The 23,412-nt window shown below is 57.2% G+C and carries 29 protein-coding genes; 8 read left to right on the top strand and 21 right to left on the bottom strand.

The genetic code is table 11. From position 1 onward, the window contains the following. Positions 1-15 precede the first annotated feature (15 nt). From G7068_RS16145 to G7068_RS16110, 8 genes are all read left to right on the top strand, one after another. Positions 16-4,281: a phage tail tape measure protein gene (locus G7068_RS16145; protein ID WP_166287212.1), complete on the top strand. Its 4,266-nt coding sequence runs from the start codon at positions 16-18 to the stop codon at positions 4,279-4,281. Continuing rightward, positions 4,278-5,114 carry a hypothetical protein gene (locus G7068_RS16140; protein WP_166287209.1) on the top strand — a complete coding sequence of 279 codons (837 nt, stop codon included), beginning with the start codon at positions 4,278-4,280 and terminating at the stop codon, positions 5,112-5,114. Before G7068_RS16145 ends, G7068_RS16140 begins: the two co-directional genes overlap by 4 nt. Beyond that, positions 5,111-6,721 carry a hypothetical protein gene (locus tag G7068_RS16135; protein WP_166287206.1) on the top strand — a complete coding sequence of 537 codons (1,611 nt, stop codon included), beginning with the start codon at positions 5,111-5,113 and terminating at the stop codon, positions 6,719-6,721. The genes G7068_RS16140 and G7068_RS16135 overlap by 4 nt, the downstream gene beginning before the upstream one ends. Before the next feature lie 33 nt (positions 6,722-6,754). Next, on the top strand, positions 6,755-7,378 hold the full coding sequence (locus G7068_RS16130) for a hypothetical protein (RefSeq protein ID WP_166287203.1): 624 nt from the start codon (positions 6,755-6,757) through the stop codon (positions 7,376-7,378). Positions 7,379-7,387: 9 nt separating this feature from the next. Next, the gene (locus G7068_RS16125) at positions 7,388-7,873 is read left to right on the top strand and encodes a hypothetical protein (RefSeq protein ID WP_166287200.1); all 486 of its coding nucleotides are present in this window, start codon (positions 7,388-7,390) and stop codon (positions 7,871-7,873) included. Between the two features lie 155 nt (positions 7,874-8,028). Beyond that, positions 8,029-8,973: a peptidoglycan recognition protein family protein gene (locus G7068_RS16120; RefSeq protein ID WP_166287196.1), complete on the top strand. Its 945-nt coding sequence runs from the start codon at positions 8,029-8,031 to the stop codon at positions 8,971-8,973. Between the two features lie 30 nt (positions 8,974-9,003). Beyond that, a complete protein-coding gene (locus tag G7068_RS16115; protein WP_166287193.1) occupies positions 9,004-9,426 on the top strand; it encodes a hypothetical protein in 423 nt (140 codons plus the stop codon). A 2-nt stretch (positions 9,427-9,428) separates the two neighbouring features. After that, entirely contained in the window at positions 9,429-9,647 is a 219-nt protein-coding gene (locus tag G7068_RS16110) for a hypothetical protein (protein WP_166287190.1), read from the top strand. A gap of 4 nt (positions 9,648-9,651) precedes the next feature. Here the strand turns inward: G7068_RS16110 and G7068_RS16105 are convergent, their stop codons facing one another. The 21 genes from G7068_RS16105 to G7068_RS16005 all read right to left on the bottom strand — a co-directional run bounded on the left by G7068_RS16105 (position 9,652) and on the right by G7068_RS16005 (position 23,317). After that, positions 9,652-10,104 carry a hypothetical protein gene (locus tag G7068_RS16105; RefSeq protein ID WP_166287187.1) on the bottom strand — a complete coding sequence of 151 codons (453 nt, stop codon included), beginning with the start codon at positions 10,102-10,104 and terminating at the stop codon, positions 9,652-9,654. Then, a complete protein-coding gene (locus G7068_RS16100; RefSeq protein ID WP_166292895.1) occupies positions 10,101-10,610 on the bottom strand; it encodes a hypothetical protein in 510 nt (169 codons plus the stop codon). The genes G7068_RS16105 and G7068_RS16100 overlap by 4 nt, the downstream gene beginning before the upstream one ends. Next, positions 10,603-11,058, bottom strand: coding sequence for a hypothetical protein (locus G7068_RS16095; protein WP_166292894.1), 456 nt, complete (start codon positions 11,056-11,058; stop codon positions 10,603-10,605). The genes G7068_RS16100 and G7068_RS16095 overlap by 8 nt, the downstream gene beginning before the upstream one ends. 3 nt (positions 11,059-11,061) lie before the next feature. Beyond that, entirely contained in the window at positions 11,062-11,442 is a 381-nt protein-coding gene (locus tag G7068_RS16090) for a hypothetical protein (protein ID WP_166287178.1), read from the bottom strand. Next, positions 11,439-13,970 (bottom strand): bifunctional DNA primase/polymerase, encoded by a 2,532-nt coding sequence (locus tag G7068_RS16085; protein WP_280116223.1) that lies wholly within the window; start codon positions 13,968-13,970, stop codon positions 11,439-11,441. Before G7068_RS16085 ends, G7068_RS16090 begins: the two co-directional genes overlap by 4 nt. A gap of 278 nt (positions 13,971-14,248) precedes the next feature. Next, on the bottom strand, positions 14,249-14,875 hold the full coding sequence (locus G7068_RS16080) for a DUF669 domain-containing protein (RefSeq protein WP_166292892.1): 627 nt from the start codon (positions 14,873-14,875) through the stop codon (positions 14,249-14,251). A 53-nt stretch (positions 14,876-14,928) separates the two neighbouring features. Next, positions 14,929-15,738 carry an AAA family ATPase gene (locus G7068_RS16075; protein WP_166292891.1) on the bottom strand — a complete coding sequence of 270 codons (810 nt, stop codon included), beginning with the start codon at positions 15,736-15,738 and terminating at the stop codon, positions 14,929-14,931. Between the two features lie 51 nt (positions 15,739-15,789). After that, on the bottom strand, positions 15,790-16,722 hold the full coding sequence (locus G7068_RS16070) for a hypothetical protein (RefSeq protein ID WP_166292890.1): 933 nt from the start codon (positions 16,720-16,722) through the stop codon (positions 15,790-15,792). Between the two features lie 61 nt (positions 16,723-16,783). Next, positions 16,784-17,017 (bottom strand): WhiB family transcriptional regulator, encoded by a 234-nt coding sequence (locus G7068_RS16700; RefSeq protein WP_425280504.1) that lies wholly within the window; start codon positions 17,015-17,017, stop codon positions 16,784-16,786. A gap of 7 nt (positions 17,018-17,024) precedes the next feature. Next, positions 17,025-17,183, bottom strand: a complete 159-nt coding sequence (locus G7068_RS16060) for a hypothetical protein (protein WP_166292888.1) — start codon at positions 17,181-17,183, stop codon at positions 17,025-17,027. A 162-nt stretch (positions 17,184-17,345) separates the two neighbouring features. After that, complete coding sequence (locus tag G7068_RS16055; protein ID WP_166292887.1) at positions 17,346-17,570, bottom strand: hypothetical protein; 225 nt, start codon at positions 17,568-17,570, stop codon at positions 17,346-17,348. Between the two features lie 116 nt (positions 17,571-17,686). Continuing rightward, positions 17,687-17,881: a hypothetical protein gene (locus G7068_RS16050; RefSeq protein ID WP_166287167.1), complete on the bottom strand. Its 195-nt coding sequence runs from the start codon at positions 17,879-17,881 to the stop codon at positions 17,687-17,689. Beyond that, entirely contained in the window at positions 17,878-18,168 is a 291-nt protein-coding gene (locus G7068_RS16045) for a hypothetical protein (protein WP_166292886.1), read from the bottom strand. Before G7068_RS16045 ends, G7068_RS16050 begins: the two co-directional genes overlap by 4 nt. A gap of 129 nt (positions 18,169-18,297) precedes the next feature. Beyond that, positions 18,298-19,383: a WDGH domain-containing protein gene (locus G7068_RS16040; RefSeq protein ID WP_166292885.1), complete on the bottom strand. Its 1,086-nt coding sequence runs from the start codon at positions 19,381-19,383 to the stop codon at positions 18,298-18,300. Further along, entirely contained in the window at positions 19,380-19,715 is a 336-nt protein-coding gene (locus G7068_RS16035; RefSeq protein ID WP_166292884.1) for a hypothetical protein, read from the bottom strand. Before G7068_RS16035 ends, G7068_RS16040 begins: the two co-directional genes overlap by 4 nt. A 207-nt stretch (positions 19,716-19,922) precedes the next feature. Continuing rightward, a complete protein-coding gene (locus G7068_RS16030) occupies positions 19,923-20,423 on the bottom strand; it encodes a hypothetical protein (RefSeq protein WP_166292883.1) in 501 nt (166 codons plus the stop codon). A 4-nt stretch (positions 20,424-20,427) separates the two neighbouring features. Further along, a complete protein-coding gene (locus G7068_RS16025; RefSeq protein ID WP_166292882.1) occupies positions 20,428-20,709 on the bottom strand; it encodes a hypothetical protein in 282 nt (93 codons plus the stop codon). Positions 20,710-20,803: 94 nt separating this feature from the next. Continuing rightward, a complete protein-coding gene (locus G7068_RS16020) occupies positions 20,804-20,986 on the bottom strand; it encodes a hypothetical protein (RefSeq protein ID WP_166292881.1) in 183 nt (60 codons plus the stop codon). A 117-nt stretch (positions 20,987-21,103) separates the two neighbouring features. Beyond that, a complete protein-coding gene (locus G7068_RS16015) occupies positions 21,104-22,747 on the bottom strand; it encodes a DEAD/DEAH box helicase (protein WP_166292880.1) in 1,644 nt (547 codons plus the stop codon). 12 nt (positions 22,748-22,759) lie between these two features. Beyond that, positions 22,760-23,107, bottom strand: coding sequence for a hypothetical protein (locus G7068_RS16010; RefSeq protein WP_166292879.1), 348 nt, complete (start codon positions 23,105-23,107; stop codon positions 22,760-22,762). 27 nt (positions 23,108-23,134) lie between these two features. Further along, complete coding sequence (locus tag G7068_RS16005; protein WP_166287148.1) at positions 23,135-23,317, bottom strand: hypothetical protein; 183 nt, start codon at positions 23,315-23,317, stop codon at positions 23,135-23,137. Positions 23,318-23,412: the final 95 nt, after the last annotated feature.

Here is a 23,412-nt window from a genome sequence, read left to right as displayed (position 1 = left end):
CTGTAAACTGTCTATATGTCTGAGAATTTCAATGCCCAGGGCGAAATTAGCCTCTCGATCAGCGGCATTGATGATCTCGAAGCTCTCATTACCGCAGTCGGAGCGTATAACCGCGAGACCGGTGGCACCGACGAGGCGATTGAGCGCCTCGAGCGCAATCTCAATCGACAGGCGCGCTCCGCTCGCGAAACCGCACAGGCAATGTCGGCAGGCGCGAGCGACCTCGCAAAGTACGCTGCAGGTTTTGCAGAGCTTGTGCAACAAGCTGATCTCGCAACTGACGCCATCCGAGCAGTAGCCCAGGCGCAAACTGGGGCAGGCGGCTCAGGAAATGCCTCCCAAATTTCAGCCCAGGCAATGACCCTGCAAGAGGCACAGAGGATCATCCAGATTCGTGAGGCAGAGGGCGTCACGGCAGAGCAGGTCGCCCGCAAGGTCATCACGGCCGAAGAAAAGAAGCGAGCGGCCGCGCTCGAAACCTACCAAACGCTGCAGCGCGAGAACGAAGCATGGGCGAAGCGCTACCAAGAGGGCTTCACCGACCCGAAGAGCTTTATGGGTCAGGCGAACTCAAGAGACTCATCGGCGGGCCTCAGGGCCAGCGAATCCATTTGGGCAGTAGAGGCCAAGGAGATTAGTGGGCTAAATCTCCAGTACGACGCGCATGTAAAGTCGTTCGATCGGGTCATGGCAGAGAAGTCCACAGCCTCTCAGCAGACGGCTCTCTACAACCAGTATCTCTATGACCAGGAGCGCGCCACCAGGCAGGCCAATAGCGCCACCAATGAGGCAACGGTAGCCCTCCCTCGCCTGCGTTACGCCCTCTACGATGTCGCAACCACGGCGGGCATTATGAACGCCGCAATCGGGGCGTCGGGGGCCGCCGTGCTTGCCGCCAGTGCAAGCTACGAATCAAGCTTCACCACGGTAGAGCGTACTACCGGACTTGTCGGAGACGGCGCTACACGAATGCGTGACGAGCTACTTCAACTCACGCGAGAGATCCCGCAAACCTTTGGTGAAATCTCTAACATCACGGGGCGCGGCGCTCAGCTCGGCGTCGCCACGAGTTCACTTGCCGACTTCACGGAAACCGTTGCGCAGTTCGTTGCCACCTCGGATACGGTGACACTCGATCAGGCAGTAGAGTCTCTCGGGCGAATCTCAAATCTCATGGGCGATACCGACTTTAACCGGATCGGGTCGTCCATCACGCTCGTTGGCGTCAATGCCGCCGCTACTGAGTCGCAAATCATTAAGACATCCCAGGAGCTCGCACCCTTCGGCACCTCAGCCGGATTCGCAACTCACGAGGTAATTGGTCTGGCCGCTGCGCTCGGATCGCTTGGCCAGCCGCCAGAGCGTGCCCGTTCGGCGTTTCTGTCGCTTCAGTCCGTCATGGATAAGGCAATCGGCGGAATTAACGACAAGCTCCCGGTGTTCGCTCAGCTCCTCGGCCTGAGCGCCGACGAGACTGCAAGGCTCTGGCAGCAGGACCCATCGCAGTTCGTCACCTCCTTCGTGCGGGCACTTGGCAACGTCGACAATATGACCGTCGCGCTTTCGGATCTTGGGCTCTCGGAGAAGCGCTCATCGCAGGTGTTCCAGGCGCTCGCATCGGACTCGCGCAATGCCGGTGAAGGGCTGTCCGTGCTCGAGCAGGCACTCGCCGACGCCTCGCAGGGGTATTCCGAAGGCACGGAGCTTGGCCGACAGTACGGCCTCATCGTTGACGACCTTGCAAGCAAGTGGCAAATCTTCCTCAACAGCATCATGGAAACGACTGCAGCCGTTGGTGATGCACTTGCACCAGCAGCCAAAGCCGCACTAGACATCATCACCCCCCTCGTTCAGCAATTCGCAATATTCGCGCGCTCCGCAGGCGGCAAGTGGGCCATCGGCATTGCAGCGACCCTTGCTGGGATTGCTTTCGGGTTGACGGGAATCGTCGCAACAGGTGCTCTTGCAATGGCTTCCGTTGCCGCAATGGGCACGGCGACCGCCGAGTTGTCTGCAGCGGGCGTCGGCTCCATCTTCACCCTTCGCGGAATGAGTTCAGCATTCTCCTCCGTCGCGGCCGCCGCAGGACTATCCACGCGGGCAGTGTCGGTCTTTAAGGTCACTCTGGCCAGCACGGGAATCGGGCTTATCGTGCTCGCTCTTGGCACCCTTGCCGCTGCATTCATGCAGGCAGGCGATAGCGCCGAGATGGCATTCGACAAGTACGTGGGCACGACTGCTGGATTGACGGAGGCTCTCGCCGCCGACAAAGAGGCATATAGTCAGGCAGTCGCCGAGGGGAACAATGCCGTCGCCGACTCCTTCCTTCACCTGCAGCCCAATGTTGACCTCGCAACCGGTTCCCTTGAGACAAACAACCAAGCTCTCAGCGACACCGCCTCGGTACTCGGACTTGCCGCACCTGCCTACGGAAGTGCAACGGGGGCGGTTGAAGGCTTTACGGTCGCACTTGGTGAAAACACCCTCGCCTGGGCACAGAACACCCTCATGGCGAGTGAAGAGTTTCAAAAACTTGCCTCAAGCAATCAGTTTGCAGAAACGTGGGCCGCGATGGGCGGCAACTTTAACGAAGTGCTGAACATTGCTGCCACACAGGGCCAAACTGGCGTTAGAGATTACTTCATACGGCTTGCCAACCAAACGGGGCAGTCTGCGAATGTCTACGCAAAAGGCACCGAGGGGATCTTTCAGAGCCTAGCCCGCGTAATTTTCAATGCGGGAGGATTCATTTCGGGGGCCCTAGACTCGCTTGGGCAGCTTTGGGGTAGCAAGCTCTCCACCCTTCAAAAGTTCCTCTGGTCGGGAATGACTGCCATTACTGGCGGCTTGCGTGGTGCTGGTTCCCTCGATCCCCTAAAAGATAACTTTCGTGACTTCAATGGGGTCGTGAACGGCGTTATCAATCAAGTAAAGACCGTTGGCGGTGAGGCAAACCGTGCGGGCAATGGGTTTGCCGAAGGCGCTGAGGGAGTCGACAACTTCACTGACAGTGTTGATGATGCAGGGGGCGCTTCCGAGAAGGCTGCCAAGAAAATCTACACCTTGGCAAACTACGCATCCGACCTCGCGTCGATTTGGGGCAGGGCGTTCGAGATTCGATTCTCCGGCCAAAGCACTCTTGACCAAGTGACCTCTGCCTGGATCAAAATGAAGAAGGCCGCAGAGGACTCGGCTGACGCGATAGCGAAGTACCGCGCAGAAATGGCGTCACTGAACGCAGATAAGACTACTCTCCAGTATTGGCTCATGGTGGCTGAGAACTACGGCGACTCGATTCGGGCGGCCGAGTTGCGGGCAAAAATTGGTGAGACTGATGTCAAGATCGCAGAGACTAAAAAGAAGCTGACCGCCGAGCAGGAAAAGAACAACAAGACGCTCGTCGGCAACAGCGAGGCGGCGGTCAATAACCGAAAGACGATCACCGATCTCGTCAAGAGCTACCGGGATCACATCGAGTCTCTCGCCGCGAGCGGGATGAGTAGCGAGGATCTCAAGAAAAAGACTGACGAGCTGAAGAGGAAGTTTATCGAGCAGGCCACCCAGCTCGGCTTCTCGCGAACAGAGATCAGCAAGTATGCAAAGAGCTTCGATGATGTGAAGTTCGCGATCGACAAGATTCCTCGCAACATCACAGTTACCGCGAACACAAACCCAGCGATCCAGGCGTTCAACGAGTTCAAGGCCAAGGCAGACGCAGCGACCTCCTCCATGACCAAACTTCGAAGCGCAGCTTCTAAGCCAATTCCAGGTGGGGCATTTAATAGCTTGTCTGGAGAAGCGGCAAGCGCTTCCGTTCGCACCGAGGCAATGATCCAGCTCATGAGCTTGGTGCCACGAGTGGCAAAGGCTATTGCCGATCGAGACGTTATGGCTCTCGCTGTCCTCGTTCCACAGGCCGCGCATTGGCAAGTACGGGCTGCGCGAGGATGGAAGGCGGGTGGCTACACAGGCGACGGTGGCACCGGCGAGGTCGCTGGCGTTGTCCACGGAAAAGAGTTTGTATTCTCGGCGCCAGCGGTCGCAAACCTTGGCGTTGGGAACCTGGCTCGCCTCCACGAGTCTGCCAAATCCGGTCGCGTGGGCGGCAATGGCAATGGTGGTGGTCTCGGTGCGGGCCCGATGGAAGTTGAGCTCTCACCAACCGATCGCCAGCTACTTGTAGATGTCAGGCAGGCAGTGGGCATATCTCTGGACGGAGGGGCAATGCAGCGATTCTTTGGTGCGGGTGCGGTTAATTCAGGAAGGACGGGCCAAGGATGAGTCGCGTTTTTTATATCGGCACACCGGGTCACCTCAAGCCGGTGAAAATGTTTCAGGCTGGTGGTGGACACACTTCTATGGGTTACGGAGAGAAGATTCAGTACCTTTCCGGCCGGGCGGGTATGAGAACGTCCTTCGGCTCGCACCGAGAGTACGACTTCTCTTGGCGTGGGCGCCGCGACGAACTCCAGCACCTACTCGACCTCTCGAGCGGCCTCTACGGGGACTCACCCATATATTTCATAGACCCGATGTGGGCAGACCGAAATATCCTTGCCGCGCATTGGGCGGCCCCCGTGCAGGCCACCCTTGACGCACCGCCCGTGTACGGGGATGATGCCCCTGAGGCTATTCAGACTCCCGCAAATAACCTTGATCTACCTGCGTCTGGGGCACTGCTCGTGCGCCAACCGGCCGCAAATAGTCGTGAGCATTACATTCCCATTCCACCAGGGCATTCCCTTCACTTCGGGTACGCGGGCACTCCCTCAATCGTTCGCCTCACCCCGATGCTAGGGGCCCAAAGGTCCGGGCCGGACGTGACGGCTCTCGCTGCCAATGTCACGAGCGGTAATATTCTCACAACCACCATCGCGGGGTCAGCCAGCCTGGACGGCGTGTCTATCTCAGTTTCACCCCTCGCCATCGCAGAGCTCTATGCGATGCAAGCGCAGGTTCTTCCGTCAACTGCGCAGCGGCCCGTGTCAAAGTTCCACGGCGGCAACGGGCATACCGGATGTCATTTTGAAGGCCATCCTGTCGTGACCCCATACTCAAGGCCGTATGACTCCATTGGTGTCACCGCAAAGCTCGTGGAGGTGGACGACCAGTGACCATCTCGATCAAGGTTGACGGCACAGATGTGACGCGAGAAATCACCTCGCATTCTGTGTCGGAAAACGCCACGCCCGTCAACGTTACTGAGATGAGCGGCGGCGTGAGTCAGATGACGCTGCAGCTCAAAGGCGGCAAGCGGGCCCGCCACATGCGCCGCAAGGAGGTCGAGCTTGTTGACTCCGGGCAGGGCAAGACGGTTGGGCGAGTCTCAAGCATTTCCGACCAGGAGCTCGCCGCAACGGTCACCGCAGATTCGAGAATGATCGCCTTCGTTTCTGAGCGGAAGCTTGATCCCTACGTTGGAAACTTGAGCGGCTACTTCACCTACCTCTGCTCTGTCGTAGGTATAACGAGTGGAATCGTCATCGACTCCTCCCTCTCAGCAATTCCCGTAGTTGCAACGGGGTGGAATGGGTCAGTTTGGGACCGTATAAAACAGCTCTGCTCTGCACACCGCGTCGAGGCTTCACTCGTCTCAAACAATGTGGTCTTTCGACCAATTCGGGGGCGGGTTGCTCAGACTCATCGCGATTCAGCCCGCACCGTTTCGGTCGATGACTCGAACACGGCTCAGCGAATCAAGGTCCACTATCTCGAATCTGCAGAACGTCGTACTGACCTCGCCTTCCCACTAGGTGGCTGGACCGAAGAGACGCGGGTGTTTAATGTCAAGGCTGGCGAAACCCTCGAGTTTTCGATCGACCTAAAGCCTGCTAGCGGCGAGGATGGGCCTGGAGTGAGCCTGCAGTCCATCATTCAACCGACCTGCGTTGATTTCGTTGGCCGAGACCATGTTGCCTCCTCCGTCTACTGTGTGGCAGGGAACGACGGCAAGCCAATCACTGCTTCACAGTGGCTTGCCACGGGTGGGAATCTTCAGGTGGAAATTGGAGAGGACTCGCAAACTCTCATTATCCGTGTGACTGGTTCGAGTATCGAGCAGTACGCGCCTTACCGAATCGCGGCGACGGCTGGCACAAGCAGCTACTACTCCTCCCTTCGAGTGCGTGGGACCGGGATCTTTTACAATCGCGCAACGATCGACATGGCGACTGGAAACTCAGCAGATGACTCTCCAACCGAGATAGGTGCAGAGGTGGAGAATCTAATGCTCGTTGGCTATGAATCTGCGTGGCGCGCTGCAGCCGACGCACTTTGCTCCTGGACCGGCCCAACCATGAGGCTCAATGTGACAACGCGAGGACTGAATAGAAAGGGGGACAGTGGCTCGGCCGCCTACCCCACAATCGGAGACTTCAACAACCTTTACCCGTTCGATACGTTTCAGACCTTCGATTCCAAGTGGCCCGTTGAGTCGATCGCCTCGCTAAACTCCTTCCTCTTCTCCAAAGTTGAAAACGAGTTTGAGAATCAAGCCTTTGGAAATATCGCTGGGTCTCGGGTGCTTGAGGGTGGTTTCTGGGCACGCATTTCCAGCGCGACCATTTCTCCCGCAACCGTGTCCTATCAAGCCGAAGCCGACACAACGATCGGAGACTTCAATTCCCACTACGGCGATATGTCCATTGCCTACTTTAATACTCTCGTTGGCAACTGGAGCGTTGGAGACCTTGGAATTGAGCCACTTATTCCACCCACCTAAGCCATACCTATGCTTTTGCTATAGAATTGCCGTATGCTAGCGCCACCGCAGAACACTTTCGATAGAGAGCAGTATCGCCTCATCGACTGGGTTATCGGCACGATCAGGGAGCACGATCGCCTCCTTGGTCTATCCGCAAGCTTGAGCGGAAATACGAACCTAGAGCTCAACGGATCAATCGACCAACTCAATCGCTCCGTAGACCAGCTCAACACGACCGTCGCTGAGGTCGTTTCGCTCGTAAAGAACCTCCCTGTTACGGTTAGCTCATCTAACGCAGTAACCAATATTTCAATCAACGCCTCTTGGGTAACGAAAGCCACTCTCACTCTTGAAGTCCCGGCCGACAAAAGTCGCGTTAGCATTCTCGCCACGGGGGCGGCTGAGGCTCTTGACAGGACTACGGGCGGGGTTACGGTGGCCTACCTACGGCTCGTAGTCGACAGCAGCACGAGTAGACAGTTTTCCGCGAGCAAGGATGCGGGAGCCACGGTCGTAAACAACGTCATGTCTGGCACCCATTCTCGCTCATATGCGGTCACGCCAGGCTCAACGATCACTGTTTCCGTACAGTGCATGGCCCTCAATGGCAGCGCTTTCCCAGCAAACGCCGCAAACTTCGCTCAAGTTACCGCACTTGCGACTTTTTCAAACTAGGAGATTCAAGTGGCAACAACACCCAGAGGCATTCCCCTCATCGACACGAATACCAAGATTGCCCCGTTCCAGGCACATCACAATGGGATGGCAAATGCACTGGACACTGCCCTCGGCAATTTTGACAATCGACTCTTGCCACTTGAAGGCAAAATGTCTAAGCCAGGAAAGGTACTCTGGTCCGGCTCGGTTTTCCTAAATGGCATTCAGTCGATCGACCTCACAGAATCGATTTCTAGCCAACTCAGCGGTGTTTGCTTAATCTGGTCCGAGTACGCAAGTGGTGCGGCAGTCAACGTGAACTTCACTCATCAGTTCATCTCGAAAGCCCAGGTGCAGCTCTATTCCGGTTATGGAGTGCGTCTACTGACGAAAGTCGGCGCAGACGTCGTGAGTAAGTATTTTTACGTTACGAACGACAAAATCTCGGGGAACAACGACAACAATGCCGCCCCTAATAATCGCTTGGTTTTGCGTGAAGTGGTAGGGGTGTGACCATGTCGCTCAAAACCTTAGTGACGCCGAACTGCGGGCACCACGAGTACGCGAGAAATTGTCTCCCGATGACGCAGAAGGCGTTCGTCACCCAATCGACCACTTAGAAGCGAACTCAGGCGACACAACTTAACTTTTGAAAGAGAGCAGAGGCTATGACCCACTCACCACTCACCGCCTGGACGGCACCGACGTCTAAGTACAACGACATCGGGCCTCGCGCCGTAAATCGCCTCATCATCCATCACACCGCAGGTGGAACGAATGATGGCAATATTGCCGTACTCTCATCCTCCAGCCGGGAGGTGTCGGCAAGCTATTGTCTACTTACAACTGGCGATCTTGTGGGCATCGTTCCCGAGGAGTATCGTCCCTGGACCTCGAATGCCCCAGGTTACGACAATGACCGGAACTCAGTTACTGTCGAGACCGTCAACACGACTGGGGCCCCTGATTGGGGCGTTTCCTGGGCGCAGGTCGAGAAGCTGGCCCAGCTAGCGGCTGATCTCTGCAAGCGTTACGGGTGGGGTCGGGTTGATCGCAGCCGGGTGGTTGGCCATCGCGAGGTACTCCCTGGCGGCTACACGGAGTGCCCCGGCCCATTCCTGCACGGCCAACTCAACAACATCGTGGATCGCGCCAATGCGATCCTTTCAGGCGCTACCGGCGCACCAGCACCCAATGGGGAGGAAATCGTGAAAGAATTTACCGGCGGAAGCAGCCGAAAGGCACCGCAGAAGATCAAGGGTGGCAATACCGAATACATTACGTTCCGCGATAAGTGGACAGATGACAAGTGGGGCGACAGGACTATTGCGCGAGGCCCCGGCTTCCTCTCCGGCACGATTAACATCGCCATGGAAGGCGAGGCCGGAACTCGAGTCGCCTTCCAGCTAGTTCGCGAGACTGGCGAGAACAAGAACCGACTGCAGATCGCCGACCCGCGTAAAACAATCGATTCACTCGGCAAATTGTCATTCCAGATCAACTTCAATCGTCGCCTCGCAGAGGGTCAGCTCGTTCGACTGCTAGCGCGAGTGCAGAACGGTAAAGAGGTTGAGGTCACGGAGTTCTATTGGGACGGCGGGCGCTCCGAATAACGCTGAACCTCATCTATTAGGTAGCCCTTCATGTCAGAAGCTTTCTGGATAGCCGTCGTCGGCGCAGGCGGTGTCGTGTCAACAGCTCTCTCTGGGATCGTGATTGCAATGCTTTCCCGCCAGCATAAGAGCGTAAAGAGCGTGAGGGAGCAGGTCGAGAACGATCACAAGCTCCCGGGCGGCGCCCCTTACAACCTTCGCGACAACATTGACGCAAATCAAACTGCCGTAATGAGCGAGATCCGAGGGTTGCGGAAGGATGTCGGGCGTCTCGACAATCGCGACATCGCGCGCGGTGAAGAGATTCGAGAACTCTCACGCACCCTCGGCCAGCACCTTGATTGGTCGCATGGTTGGAAATCGAAACAGGCGGAAGCCACTCACGAGATCGCTGACCGACTAGAAGACATCGAAGACACCCTCAACCCAACAAAGAACAAACCGAAGGAATAACCATGCTCACCAACCACCACAAGACTCGCCTTGCGATTTACATCGTCGGCGTGGCCGCACAGGTCACGAGCTTCTTTGTCACGCTGGTATCGCCAGAACTGGCTGGAGCCTTCTCGCAGACCGCCGACGTACTCGGAGCGATCGCTCTCACTACAGCCCTGACCAATGTGAACGATGTCACTGGGGCCGCAATACCTCAGCCGTTTACTGACGAGGTTTAGTCAGCTAATTCATCTCGGGCACCGGCCACAACGATTCGATTGTTGGCCGGTGCCCTCGCGTTTTTGCCCATGCGATCGCATGCCGGATCGCGTCAGTCGCGTGCGGTTGACCCTTTTTCCAATAACCCGTGCGCCTGAGTAGCTCGTCGGGCGCGTGGGCCTTGTAAACGTTTCGCTGAAAAATCGGTGCAGATTGGCCAGCAAGTGCCCGCATGGTCATGAGAGCCCCTTCAATCCTGAGTGCTTGAACATCCGGCTTCGGCGTGCGTCCGTCATCTACGAATGACTCGCTCACGAGAATGTCGGCCCTACAGATCACCACCTGATTGGAGATAACCCCGTCGATCCCGCTCTGCCACTGCCCATGCTCGAGTAAGCGAATCGGGTCGGAGTCGTTCACCGACCAGAGAGAGTACCCTGTCGTTCCCCCAGGGTCGAGGGTCAATAACGTTGTCATGCAGCCTTCTCCTTCGTTCTTACGGGCGCGAGCACATCCAGCCACGGGTCGATGTCCTTCAGCTTCGTGTGGAGCACTTTCTCTTTGGTGACAACATCCCAGGTGAAGGCATCTACGAACCTGTTCGCACCCTTGGACTCCCAGGTAGCCAGGAAAGCGGCCACCATTTTTCCGTCATGGCGACGCCTGGCGCGCAGTTGCCAGTATTGAACGTCGCAAGGTTCGAGCTTGACCTCCCCCGCCCTGTCAGTTCCCCTGTAGAACGTGCGACCAGTGCGAACCATCGCCACCTCCACCCACACTTCCCAGCCCGCAGCTTCAAGGCGCTTGTACTTGCTGCGCAGGGTGGATGGCGCGGCCGAAACGAGTGCTGGTGTCATCGGAGCAAGGAGTTCGCTAGGCTCATCATCGGGGATTGCGCCCTCTCCCGCTTCGTGTTGTCGACGGCATTCCTTGAAGTAGGTGGCCCAGTTGCCCCAGAGACTAGCGAGATTGGTGTCAATCACAGAAGCACATCCCTTCAACTAGATAGCAGCCTTCCTCAAAGCACGGTTCACAGCACCCATTAAGCGGATGATAGTTACGAACGGCAAGCTTGTTACCGCAGCGGCATTTACACTCAGGCGTTGGCAGTTCTGCAATTTCATCACCCAGAACAGCCTCCAGCCAGTCCTTCGCCATGAATCCACGCTCGTCGTCGGCCGGGGCTGTGAGCATCCATATCAGGGCGTGGCGCACCGAGTCGACGTCACAGGGGTTTGACACTAATGCGCAGTCTGATACCCACGGAGGTGGACCTCCCAGGCCGAGCACGCGGGCATGAAGCCCAGGTACGGCCCTCGTTGGGATGATCTTCATTTCGAGATCAGCTCCGGCTTTGGCCTCCTTGAGCACCGCGAGCTGCCCTTCAGTCATCGGCCAGGGATGCACCTGCACGGGGACGACTTCAGCCACGACTCACGTCTCCAATCCCTTCTTGTGCTTGCGGATGCGATTCCAAACGTAATCTCGGCTTTGCCCGATCAGGGTGGCAATCGCATCCACGGAGGTCCCCTCCTGGTACGCCTTGTAGTACAGGGCGATCGCTTCACCTTCGGGCAGGGTCAATGCCTGCTCGATGATCTCGAGCGTTTCGGGATTGAGCCGGCCCCCACGCGAATCCGTTTTTTCAAAGGCGTCAACCAGCTCATTCGGGTCGAGTCGCACAATCGACGCGATTTGCCTCTTTGAAAGCGCGTCGAATTCCGCCAGCTCTTTCGCGAGCACGCGCCGCTCCGGTCGTCCAATGAGGTCCGATGCTGCGTAGGCGGCTATCGCCTTGCCTAATAGTGTTGTCATGTTACTCCTCCAATCAGTTTCAGTATTTGAGTGTCGCCGTTGTTCTGCAGCTCTCGCTTTGCCCTACCCTCGGCAACTAGCTGTGCAACCAGCGTATCTGTGGCGCCCTTGGTTTCCATTGGCGACCTGCGGTAGACGTTCTCCATTCGCATTTCACCGCCCGCGCTTCGAATCACTTTCTCAAGCTTGGCGACTGACCGCACGAACGGCGATGAGTCCGTTGCGGTTACGAGGTGCAAGAGGTTTCCGAACCACTCTTCGCCCTGTTCGATGGCAAGAAGTAGGTCGGTTTCCTCAAGCACCCTACGACCTTCCGACAGTGCCACCAGACACGCGGCTTTCAGGATCGCATCGGACATTCGTTTGACGGACGGGTAGAGGCGCTCCTTCATCTCGGGCTGCTCGTCGGCGAGCTCGTACATGCGCTCCTGGCAGGTGACAAAGCGCTCAATCAGGAAATCGTCAATCTCCATCTCAGCAGGCTCGCCCGATGGAGCAATGCGATTGGCGGTTGACCGGAACTGGGCCGCCCACTGCTTTTGCATCGCGCGCGGGTCGATCTCGCGGCCCCGCCCTGGCTGCCGAATTCGCGGCCGCATTGCCTCCCTGGTGCGTTGATGCTCGTCACCGATCGCCCAGACGAATCGAGGAAGGAACCCGCTTTCCCAGTCGCTCGGTTCGAGCACGTCAGTTACGCCTTCGAAGGTGCCCATGTAGTGAATCGAGAAGTAGGTGCGCGCGCGCTTGTCGGAGACCTCCTTGTTGGTCGTTCTCAGCATCTTTGGCACCTCGCCGTCGTAGAGCAAGGTGAGGGCTTGTGACAAGCCAGCCAGGTAGTCCTTCTTTTTCATCTCGGCAATCTGACCGTGTGCTTCATCCTTGTTGAAGAGCGTGGCCTTCCCGTCGCGCTCAATCAGTTTGGCTCCGAGCGCTGAAGGGGACGGATCGCCACCGATGTCTGGATCGTCCTCCTCGGTGAAGCACGTTCGCAAGACCGAGTTCATGATGCGTAGCGATTCTGACTTGCCGGTAGTGGTGTCGCCGATCACAAAGCCGTAGATATTTAGACCTTTGTCACTGCCACCTTCATACGGGATGATCCCCACGGTGGAGAACACAGCTGAGAGAACAAACCAGCGATTCATGCGATGGTAGGGCCCGTTGTAGACGGAGGTAATCTCCTTCGCCCATTCAAGATAGTCGGTCCCCCACCACGACTTACCAGTGATGGCTCGGCGCTCGCTCTCGGTGAGCAGCTTGGCCGCTTCTGGGCGCTCTGGCAGGTCCGGTTTCTCGATCGTTGCCAGCGGCTCCTGCGTGGACTCGGCAACAGGCTCGGTGGCAGGCGCATCGTCAATCACGATTGCGGTGCCTGCAGCCGGAGTGGTGGCCGCCTCGGACACTCGAGGCTTCAGCTTTGACTCGACGCCCTCCACATCGCGATAGAGCCGCCGCAAACCGTATTCGCCACCCTTGTACCGGTCAGAGCACTTAGAACCATAGATCACGGAGGCCGTCTGCTGCACGCCGAGGCCCGCCAGCAAGCACTCCTCAATCAGTTTGACTGGCTTGGCGTCGGGATCCCCGACGACCTCCAAGAAAGAGCGTTGCGATTTAGGTGCGAACGCCGGAAGAAGATTGACCGACTCTACGAAATCGAGGATCTCCGGCAACTGCTCGGCGGGCGGGTCGGCGAACTGGCCCCGCGTGGACTCGCGCGCGCTTTCCCATTGCTCGAGAATCCTGTCCTCGGACCACTCCGGCCAGACCGGCGTACAGGTCAGCATGATCTCAAGCGCTTTGTCCTCGGTGAGCGCGTAGCTCGGCGTTCGCACCATGCGCCAGAGCCAGCAGCTTGAGCGGAATACAGTGTCGTGCCACCCGTCGCCAGCGCTCCACTTCCGAGGAAGCGCTAGAAGCCACGACTGGATGTGGGAAAGGTCTGCCAGCTCTGATTCAGAGGGTTCGGCAACCTTCTCGACCCCTGCGAGTTCGGCGGCCTCTTCATCGCTCATTTCCTTGTACGACTGACGTTCAGGAATGAGGTCGAGGAGTGCTTGTGGCGCATCCGGGATGTTCTTGAGCGACCCCGTATACACGCCCTCGCTAGTTCGCGAGCCAGGGCCCACCACGAGGCCACCCTCGCCACGCACATCTACGCCTGGGTGGAGCTTGGATCGGGAATTACCAATCTCGACGTCGTAGACACGGAAGTAGTGGTGGACTCCCCCGTCCTTGCGCGGCGAATAGACAATGGCACTGGAGTCCTCTATGCCAGTGCTCTTCCACCATTTGCGCGCCTCTTCACCGTCAAGGTCTATGACGATGATGTTGTTTGCGAGGCCGGTACGGATGCCGTAATTACTGTAGGGCTTTTCTGTAAACCACTGCTGGATAGTGAGCGGGTCCGTGGTGGCCGCTTCCTGCCACCCTTCCATTGCTGGAATTTTCTTGCCAGGTACGGCTGGAAATACTCTAAGTCCAAGATCAGCAACTTCGAGTGCCGAGCTGAGGGCGGTGCCTGAAATGATTCGTCCTTTCGCTCAAACTGAATGTTTTGAATCTGTGCGTCGCCAGGAGTCGAACCTGGTGCCGTGTCGCTACCGAGAGGCTGGCTCGCCTCCGAGTTGCTGGCAGTCACCGCCGCCATTCAAATGCTGGTTTGCCCTGAATGGTTGGTGGCATCCGCTACCGACGCCGTGCGTGATGTAGTCGCACCCCTATTGGGTTTTGCTGCGGTGGGCTACGGCTGGATTGCCGCGCCCGCTACAGCTTTGGAGTCCCCTCTCCCATTGCGGCGATAAAACTAGAACGCCTTGCCCGAGCCCTCGGCGGCGGCCTGAAGGGCAGAATCGCCACTACCGCCCTTGTCACCCTTGTTACCCCAAGGTGACTCGGCGCCCTCCTTCGGGGCGAACGCGCTGCCAACCGCGGATGCGCCAGGCTCGACGACACCCTCAAGGGCCTTGGGGGCGCGGTAAGAATTGACGCTGTTTTCCTTCTCGCCAGCGTTTTTGAAATGATCCTGAACGCGAACGCCGATGCCAAGACGCGTACCACCAAGTTCTTCGAGAAGCGGGAGGCCCTTGCCGGTCGTCACCGCTTCCTTCGTTGCGCCAACGGCCAGGAAGAAGTTGAAGAAGTCAGAAGCGACTGCGCCAGCAGGGTTCTTCTGGGTCGGCGCCCAGCGCTGGAACAGCGGGACCATTGCGAACAGAATGCGGCCTGCGCCCACTGGCGCGCCGTCGATCACGCGCAGTTGCAAGTTCAGATACTTGCGGCCTGCGTTATTCGAGGATTCGCCATATTCGCCTACCTCGGCCTTGCGAATCGTGACCTCATACGAACCTGCGGGCAGAATCTCAAAGCTGCTCGCCTCCTTGATGAGATCCTCTGCCTGGTTGTCAACTTCAGCCATGAGTGCTGTAGCCATGATGTTTCCTCCTAGATGTTTAGTGGACTAATTTGGGTGGCCGGTGCCTGGGATTAGGCGGCGGCCTTTTCTTCTTGGTTGGACTGGTGGGTGGTCTTGGCCTCGATCATCTCGAACAGTTTCGGCAAGTCGGGGTCGATGATGAATGGCGGCAATGAGTAGCGATTCTTGGAGATCACTACTTCACTCTCGGCGACACGAGCAACGAGGTGCGTATTGCCACTTTCGGGATCTGCCTGGTACTCGAGGTATGCAACGATCGACGGAATGCCACCGATTGCGTCTTTGCTTGAGCCGGAGAGCCTTGGCAGGATTCGGTGAGCGCCTGACTCGAGGGTCTGCTCCTTGGAGTGGCAGGTAACGATCGACATAAAGTGCTTCGATTCGTGCAGCTTGCGCACGATCTCATCGGTCCAGATTCCGAGATCACCGAACACACCGAAGGTGTTCTTGGAGCCTTCGTATTTCTTCTTAATGACCTTTTCCGCCACATCTTGAGCGACGTCAAGTGTGTCGAGAATCACCGCATCGTAGCCGAAATCGGTTTTGGTGATCTCGTCAACAACGGCATTGATCTTTACGAACGCATCGCCATCGAGCGACGAAACCTGAAGGATTTGCAAACGACCTTCGACAATGGCTTCCTTGATTACGGGATCGTTCATCAACACTTCAGCACCATTGTCAATATCAATGAAGAGCACCTTTTTGAAGCCTGGCGCCTTAATGATCGAACCGGCGATACTGGTCTTGCGAGTGCCGTGCGTGCCGTAGAGCAGAATGCTCTTCGGTCGACCAACTTCCTCGGGCGGTTGAATGAACGCCGCGAATGTCGGAGTTGGGAGAGTTGTGACGTTGGACATAATGATCCTCCTAGTTTGTGATTTTAGCTGACTACTTCACGCATTGGTGTTCTATGCAGCAATTGGCGTGACAACTGCTTGCTCCTGCGCGTTCTTCACTTCAAGGGAGCAGGGGAAGCAATTCACGTTGCGCTCAAACCCCTCGAGAGGCTTGCCCGACTGGAGCTCGGCCCAGATGTCGAGGCCGCGCTGCCAGACAAAGTTGGCGTATTCGGGGTTGTAGTCGAAACTCAGTACGTAAAGATCGTGCTTCTTGTGCTCGTCTTCCCAACCGTCAAGGCCAGGGTTATCAAACCAGCCAGTGCCGTCGCGCGCAATGAGCACGATACTCATTCGCTTGACGTCGTAACCCTGCAGCGCCTTGCCTCGTCCGTAACTCTGAAGCTGGGCAAAGTAGCCCGTTACCTTGTACTCCATCTTGACCATCTGCTCGGCGTACTGCGCTTCGCTGAGCTTGACGTCCTGGTGCCGTCGACCGAAGATCCCTTCAGGGTGCCCCTTTTGCATGTGCAGGAAGTCAATCAGCAACAGAATGTCTTTGCGCTTCGAACCCTTCCAGTCAAACAGATGCCCCTCACTGGGAAGAAAGAGGTCTGCGGTGGAGCCGACGCGACCATATCCAGGGATAAGCCCGAGAGAGAATCGCTTCTCAACCTGCGCGTCAGGGAATCTGCGAGCAAACGGCGCAATGCGCTGGCGCTTGATGTCATCCCATTCTTCACGATCAGCCTTCCGCTGCTCTGCGAGCCAGGCTTTCTGCCGCATTTCCTTGAGGGCATGAATTGCAGTTCCCCAAACGCGGCCAAGGTACGCCCGGTCGAGCATCGGCGTTTCCCGCATGTCGCCCATAAGGTTGCAGGCAAGGCAGTAATTGCAGCCATTGGCGAGATTCGAAGCGCCGATCTTCTGCTGCATATCTCGCGCAGTCGGTGCCTTGAGAATGTCAACCGCTAGGCGACGAACCTCATCATCCGTAAGTGCCACGATGATCCTCCAATCTGTTTTTGTTTGCGTTTCCCATTGCTGACTAATCTACACATTAGTGTTAATTCCTGTCAAGCGGTTTTCTGAAATTTCCTGAACCGTATACCCGACCACCCCACACCCCCCATGCGGGGCGTCGAGTTTGGGCCGCCTCATCACAGAGCTCAAGGAGTGGGCAACCTCGACACAAGGCGCGCGCCTCGACCCGAGTAGGCGGCTTCTCGTAGTCAACATAGAGCGACTCACCACCGAGACATTTCGGCTTCTTCCACTCCTTCTGAATGGCGTGCCGCAATTCAGCCTCAGGATTCCTTTTCGCCAAGGGGCTCCGCTTTCTCTCGTAGTTCTTCGATCTCTAGGTGCTCTCGATACGTCTCGACGTCGATCGGGGCACCAAACAGTTGACGCTCAATCCAGTCGCGATAGTCGGCTATTGCCTCAATGATTTGGTCGATAGTCATTCGGTTCCTTTCGCTGCGCTCTTTGAGTATTTGCGCTGCAGCCTTCGCGCTTGCCTTCGATGGGTGCGTGAGCTGGGGTCCATACTTTGCCTGCAGTGCCAGCCAAACCAACAAGCACACAGGGACACAACGAGTGCAACGACAGAAGCCCAGAGTGACAAATCAGCCATCATCACCCCCGTCTGACGCGAGTGCTTGGAGCACCTTAATGGACGGCACATCCCATCCGCACCCTTCATTCCAGTGCTTCGCTGACTCGACTGCTGCATGGACACGAGCGATTGCCGCCAATGCCGCGTCACGCTCGGCACGCACGGAGTCCACGAGTTCCTCTCGGGCCTCGATCCAACGTGGAGCACCTACTTCTTCCCACTCTTTAAGGTCCACTTCATGCTTCTTAACTGCTGCGCGTGCTTCTCGTAGCTCAGCGATCAGGGCCCGCACATGTGGGCTATGCTTCGCCACCGGCATGCGTTCTAACTCGTCAAGATCAAGCTTTCCGCTCACCATTCCACTCCCGCCCAAAGTCCAGCTATAAACAGGGTCACGGCAACCGACCCGCACCACACTGCTACACGCGCGGATGTCGTTGCCTTCCGATCATCAATCCCGCTCTCAACACCGGCATTTACTAAGCCGCCAAAAGCGACGATCGCAAACGGGAGCGCGGACAGCATTAGCGCCACGGTTACGCTCATTTCTCTTCCTCTCGTTGATACGGGTTTGTCTGCGCGGCAAGCTTCCCGAGTGGCGCGAGTAGCGTTGACGGTTCCTTGTGCCCCACATAGACCGCCTCGGCCGCCTCGTACAGCGGGTATGCAATCCGGGCAAGATCGTCCCACGCTTTCTCGGCGGCGGCACGCTCAACCTCAGCAAGCATGCGCCCAAACTCCTGCCGTCTCTGGGCTTTGAACTCCTCAGTAGCCGTCACGCTTATTGTGAGGTTGAATATCTCGTCCGTGGTTGGCGTGTATCCCTCACTCACTACGATCACCCCGCCTGCACTCGTCGCACTTGTAGAGCCACCGGAAACCCCACAGGGCTCGAACTCCGGCATGGAAGCGGCACTCTGGGTCTAGATGGGTATGGACCTTGAACGTGATCGTTGTGACGCTCATTGCCCACCACCTCGCTCCCTTCCATTTGCGTGAATACCGCGAGAGAACCTGTCAGCAGCGATCTCCATGTCTGCCAGAACGTCTGCACGGTCAATCAGACCTTTTGGCGCAATCCTTTCCAAATAGTCGGCGGTTTCACGAACGGCCTCAGCACGAGCCTCGGCCAATTTCGCTTCGTCTGCCGTTACCGGCTCTACCGGAGAGGCCAGGGCACCCGCAGCCATATCCACGACATCTCCGACGAGTCTCGTGATCCATGGTGTCTGCTGCAAGGGTGACGCTTGGGAGAGCATAACGAACGCCTTGGCGTGTACCTGCTCGATCAGCTTCTCGCGTTCAACTCTCGGGGCAGTCACACAATCCGGGCACTCCCCAGAGTTCATGTGGTTGCTACCCACAAGCCCAATTTCATTGCAGGTTTGGCATGTTGGTGCGGGTGGGGTGACACCAGCAGCGATGCGTAAACGCTCGGCGGCATCCTGAGGCGTATGCCCGTCATATTCAGGCGGCAGTTCCGCCTCGGGAACAGCGAATAGGTCCCAATGCTCCGCGCGATAATGGTTCGACACCTGGCCAGTCGGAAGCGTCGCGGTCACGATAAACCAGCCTACGCCAAAGCACGGTTCACCGTCCGAGTGCTTCCAAGATTTCACCACTGGAATACCAGCAGTAAGCCACCCAGTCGCCGCGTGAGCGTTGTACAGCATTCGATAGTCGTACAGCTCGTCAAAAGTGTGATGACCGTCAGAGGTGCTACCAGTAACCGGGACGACACCAGCAGCAGAGAGAGCGGAGCCCTCAGTAAAACCGTCTATCCACGCATCCTCAACGTTTGAGAATGGGTTTCCGTCGATGAATACCCCGCTAGCAACTTTCTTGGCCCGCTCCCGCTGTTCTTCGCTCGGCTCACCCACCAACAAACCAGCAGCGGCGAGAGCTTCAGCTTCCTCGAAAATCGGATCGCGGTTGATGCTCAGTTCAAGCTCCCACGAGTCACCAAGTGAGCGATCAAGTGTTCGCCTTTGCTCCCAGATCACCCGTGCGGCCTTTTCGACCGCTGTCTTGCGTTCTGTCTCAGTCATCGCGCCCCTCCAAGTTCGTTATGCGGGATCGTGGTGCGCTTCGTAGGCATGTCCACGCTCACGGTTTTCTTGTTCCATCTGACGACCGGATACCACCGGCCATTGAGTGCCCATTGCGCTTCAGTGCAACCCTCAAACTGCGCCTTTAGGTCGGCCTCTTCATGCGCTGCTTTCTGCCGGTCACGCACCATCGCCGAGACGCGCGCAGAAGCCTCTGCCGCACCCCTCGATCGTTCGTCAAGTTCTTGCTTACGCTCAGCTACCGCGCCAGCCACGATCTGATCCATCGCGCGCGCACGAGACCGAAACGCGCTCCGAGTGTCACGCTTCACCGCTCTCTCCGTCCTTATCGTCAATCAGGTAAAGATCACGGGGCGTCGGCGCTCCCAACGTGGTCAGTGCAGAGTCCAACCCGAGAGGCGTTGACGCACTAACCGGCGTATCGCCCAACATCGTCGTGAACCCGCCCTTTATTTCGCGCACCTCGAACGGGGTGCGTCCCGGCCTCTCATATGCCAGGCATTTCATCTCGCTGCGCTTCATTCCTCGCCCCTCTCCGGTACCGGCAACCACACTCGTTGGCGGCGACGCAAAGGCAGAGCATTGGCGTAAGTGCCACTTTCGACTGCTTCGACTACCCGCTCTTGTACCTCGATAAGGCTGGTGCACAACTCGTCCTCGTCCATGTCGGCATCAGCCGAGTAGCCACCTTTCGAATTGCGGTGCCCAACGCTGTACTCCCATTCCGGTTCTGTCGCTTCGGGTACAGCAGCACGAGAAACCGCGGGATACGCAGCAAGGATCGCGTCAGCCAACCCCACGGCTTCCTCATCGAGCAGCCCAGTAAGACACGCGTCCACCGATTTCTCGGCCAGCAGCTTTGCGAGCTCGCCACGGTCTGGTGTGTTTGGTGTCGCTTCCAAGGCGTCAGCAACGAGAGTGATTGCCCGCTTCGCCCCGTCGGGAATCGAGAGGTTGAACTGCGGGTCTGCCAGCTCTCGCAACTTGTCGATCTGTGCGCGTTTCTGTTCTGGTGTCATGGTGTCATCGTCCTTCGTACTGCCACATCACAGCGTTGCAGTAAGCGTGGACAGCCCCTTCCGTCATGTCAGTGTCGTGGTTGTGTTGAAGGTGGACTGGGTACTTGAGAAACTGGGGCGGAAAAAGCTTCCAGTTGACCGGCTTCTTGGTTATTGCGCTCGGCGGCTCTTTGTCGAGTTGCGATCTGCAGTAGAAGCACATCCCCTTCTGCCTCCGGGCATACTCCTCACGCGCTTCACGCCGCTCCTGCCATGATGAAGTTGAATAATTGATCGGAAGTTCCATAGCGACTCCCCCTACTTGCGTCATCGTCATTTCGTTTGTCCTATCTGCGCGAGAACCCGCACGGTAAGTCTTGCGTGAAATTTAGTCGACTAATTCACGCGGCGAGCTTGGAGATATTCAGCTCACGCGCGCAGCCATCACACTCATCGGCGAGGTCAACATTGACAACCTCGAGAGAGATTTCGGGCACCACAAATGACTGCAGATAATCGCAACTGTGCGAGCGATCGCGGTAAGTTTCCACCTCGAGCTCGGCATCCTCATAGCGATCAATCATCTCTCGCATCTCCTCGGACCCGTGGGCCTCAAACGAAAAGCGTATTTTGCGAGCATTCATCGCATCTCTCCAATCACTCATATTAGTGTTTCAAATTAGCTGACTAAACACAACAGTTCATGCGGCCTTCATTGTGACCGCCATAGAGGCCGATCGACCCCGCAGGACTGCAAGCACGCCCTCGTCATACGTGTTGCGCGCCACGATCTTGACGTGCTCGAAGTTCTCTTTATCAACACCTCGGCGCCAGATGCGATGAACAGCCTGATTCTCCGTTACCGCATCACCCTCAACTTCGGACATTTCGATTACCTTCGAGCAGACCTTCTGAAATCCATCGAGGCCAGTTCCAAACGCCTTTGTGACAGCCACAATGTATTGCAACCCGCCCTCGTCAAGCGGCGTAAGAAACGCAGCCTTGATTGCGTCACGTCCCACACTATTTACGTCCCCAGACCACTCAGCAACGGAAAGCCCGGCCCGAAGCATTCGCCGCACGGTGACCTTCGCAAAGCGCTTCGAATCGGTGTAGATCACGACCTTTTGGCGACCGTAGTGATTGAGAATCCCACCAACAGCATCAAGAGTTGTGCTCACGCAATCGTCGGCAAATGTCACTTCACCATTCTCGTCAAACGACATCTCTCCCAAGGTTGCAGTGCGGAGCCTCTGTCGCTGCGCAATGGGTACCTCGGCGACAAGCGGCGCGAGAGTCTGCTCAGATGAAAGCGGGTGGCGTTCCTTGAGCCACGCGAGCATGTCTCGCTCCATCTGGTCATACTGCATACGCTGAACTGGAGAGAGGTCGATGTAAACCAGCTTAGGATCAGGCACCTTCTCTTCGGCCTCGATGCGGAAGTAACTCGGCAACGATTTCACGAACTCTCCCGGCTCCTTCTCGCCAGCAATCTGCTCAATTTCCACAAGCTTGCCATTGCGCTTCACAAAGACAGGCTCGCCGAGTGCGCACCATTCGTCTTTCCAGCGGTGGAAGGATGTGTCAATCAACTTTGGCCAAAGCCAACCCGTGATGCTCCAGGCATTCTCGAATTTGTTGCCGTAGAACGTACCGCTCAGCGCGCCCTTCCATTTCGTCGGGATGGAGAGTAGAGTGCGGCGGCCGACGTTCTTTCGGTTTGCCGCGAGGATATGAACCTCGTCAACGATCAGCGCATCAAACGGCACCTTCATTTTCTTGTAGGTGTGGAGGTGAACACGCTCGCGCACATACGCGGGCTCAGCAAACTCGGGCCCGTGAAAGCCAAGCTGCCAAACCGGCATTGGCAACTCCGGCGCAGTTGGCAGTTTCGTGTATTTGATTACCGGCGCGCCATCGCGATCGAGCTCGGGAATGGGTTTGCCCTCGGCGTCGAGCTTGTTTCGGTGGTCCCAGTCCTGGGCTGTGAGGTACTGGGAACCTGAGAAGAAGATTCCTGGCTCCCCCGCGAGCATTGCGGCAAGGTTTGACTTCCCTGCCTTGGTCGAGTTCACTGTACGCAGATTGAGCGCCCCGTCACTCTGATCTTGCAGCGCCTCGGCCCATTGTCCAGCTGTATCTTTCACCCCCACGATCAACACACGCCCCCATTTGGCGCGGTGTACGATTTCTGCAGTCACGCCGGTCTTGCCCTGGCCCATATCTGAGCCGTTGAGGAACGCACACGTTGGCTCCTCGAGCACGCCTTCGATGATCTCGTTCTGCCCATCGGTAAAGCGCGGCAGATCGTCGGTGGCGTTGGGATCGTGGGGGTGAATCTTCAAGGTCAGGCTCCTTTAGAGGTCGATCTTTTCAAAGTCGCTGGCGATCTCAAGATCGAAGATGCCAAGCGGGTTGGATGCGATCAGATTAAGGAAGGTCTGGTGGCTCATCTTCGGATTCACCATCGGGTTATTGCCCTGTGCCGTCGAGTACCAGGATCCCGCCACGAACATTGCCGCGAAAGTGTAGGTGACCTGATTTGAGCCCAGCATCTTCCATCGGATAAGCGTCCCGTCGGGGAAGGGGCGAACTTTGCGCAGGTCTGCGATGAGGCGCTCCTTGGCCTCACTTACGGCCACCAGCGCGGAGCTTTTTACCCCCGCACCCTCACCCTTGGAGGTGTTCTGAAATGCTGTTGTCATGATTTCTCCTTTATCTTGTCGTGCGTTTTAGCTGGCTAGTTTTGGTTCTGGGGTGCGAATGTCTCGCAGCCAAGGTTGCTGCTCCATGACGCTCTTGAGCACGGTGTCGGGTTGACCGTAGACGGGCAGGAGCGCGTAACGATCGCCGCTCGGGTGGTCGATGGTGTACAGCGCTCGGCGCCAGTGATTGTTTACTCGGAGGTAGAGCATTTTGGGGCCTTTCTCTTGGTGTCAATTCGTACCGAGCCGATGAGCAGATTGATGATGACGCAGTACCGACTTGACCACTGCGCACCTATTTTGTA

Source organism: Leucobacter viscericola (genome assembly GCF_011299575.1).
Classification (GTDB): domain Bacteria; phylum Actinomycetota; class Actinomycetes; order Actinomycetales; family Microbacteriaceae; genus Leucobacter; species Leucobacter viscericola.
This window is presented reverse-complemented; position numbering and strand designations above follow the sequence as displayed.

Excerpts from the sequence above, each read along its gene's own strand:
- G7068_RS16030 (WP_166292883.1), bottom strand. The coding sequence starts at position 20,423 with ATGACACCAGAACAGAAACGCGCACAGATCGACAAGTTGCGAGAGCTG.
- G7068_RS16060 (WP_166292888.1), bottom strand. The coding sequence starts at position 17,183 with ATGACTATCGACCAAATCATTGAGGCAATAGCCGACTATCGCGACTGG.
- G7068_RS16130 (WP_166287203.1), top strand. The coding sequence starts at position 6,755 with ATGCTAGCGCCACCGCAGAACACTTTCGATAGAGAGCAGTATCGCCTC.
- G7068_RS16115 (WP_166287193.1), top strand. The coding sequence starts at position 9,004 with ATGTCAGAAGCTTTCTGGATAGCCGTCGTCGGCGCAGGCGGTGTCGTG.
- G7068_RS16005 (WP_166287148.1), bottom strand. The coding sequence starts at position 23,317 with ATGCTCTACCTCCGAGTAAACAATCACTGGCGCCGAGCGCTGTACACC.
- G7068_RS16105 (WP_166287187.1), bottom strand. The coding sequence starts at position 10,104 with ATGACAACGTTATTGACCCTCGACCCTGGGGGAACGACAGGGTACTCT.
- G7068_RS16050 (WP_166287167.1), bottom strand. The coding sequence starts at position 17,881 with ATGAGCGTAACCGTGGCGCTAATGCTGTCCGCGCTCCCGTTTGCGATC.
- G7068_RS16080 (WP_166292892.1), bottom strand. The coding sequence starts at position 14,875 with ATGGCTACAGCACTCATGGCTGAAGTTGACAACCAGGCAGAGGATCTC.
- G7068_RS16120 (WP_166287196.1), top strand. The coding sequence starts at position 8,029 with ATGACCCACTCACCACTCACCGCCTGGACGGCACCGACGTCTAAGTAC.
- G7068_RS16090 (WP_166287178.1), bottom strand. The coding sequence starts at position 11,442 with ATGACAACACTATTAGGCAAGGCGATAGCCGCCTACGCAGCATCGGAC.
- G7068_RS16145 (WP_166287212.1), top strand. The coding sequence starts at position 16 with ATGTCTGAGAATTTCAATGCCCAGGGCGAAATTAGCCTCTCGATCAGC.
- G7068_RS16040 (WP_166292885.1), bottom strand. The coding sequence starts at position 19,383 with ATGACTGAGACAGAACGCAAGACAGCGGTCGAAAAGGCCGCACGGGTG.
- G7068_RS16110 (WP_166287190.1), top strand. The coding sequence starts at position 9,429 with ATGCTCACCAACCACCACAAGACTCGCCTTGCGATTTACATCGTCGGC.
- G7068_RS16075 (WP_166292891.1), bottom strand. The coding sequence starts at position 15,738 with ATGTCCAACGTCACAACTCTCCCAACTCCGACATTCGCGGCGTTCATT.
- G7068_RS16010 (WP_166292879.1), bottom strand. The coding sequence starts at position 23,107 with ATGACAACAGCATTTCAGAACACCTCCAAGGGTGAGGGTGCGGGGGTA.
- G7068_RS16025 (WP_166292882.1), bottom strand. The coding sequence starts at position 20,709 with ATGGAACTTCCGATCAATTATTCAACTTCATCATGGCAGGAGCGGCGT.
- G7068_RS16020 (WP_166292881.1), bottom strand. The coding sequence starts at position 20,986 with ATGATTGATCGCTATGAGGATGCCGAGCTCGAGGTGGAAACTTACCGC.
- G7068_RS16140 (WP_166287209.1), top strand. The coding sequence starts at position 4,278 with ATGAGTCGCGTTTTTTATATCGGCACACCGGGTCACCTCAAGCCGGTG.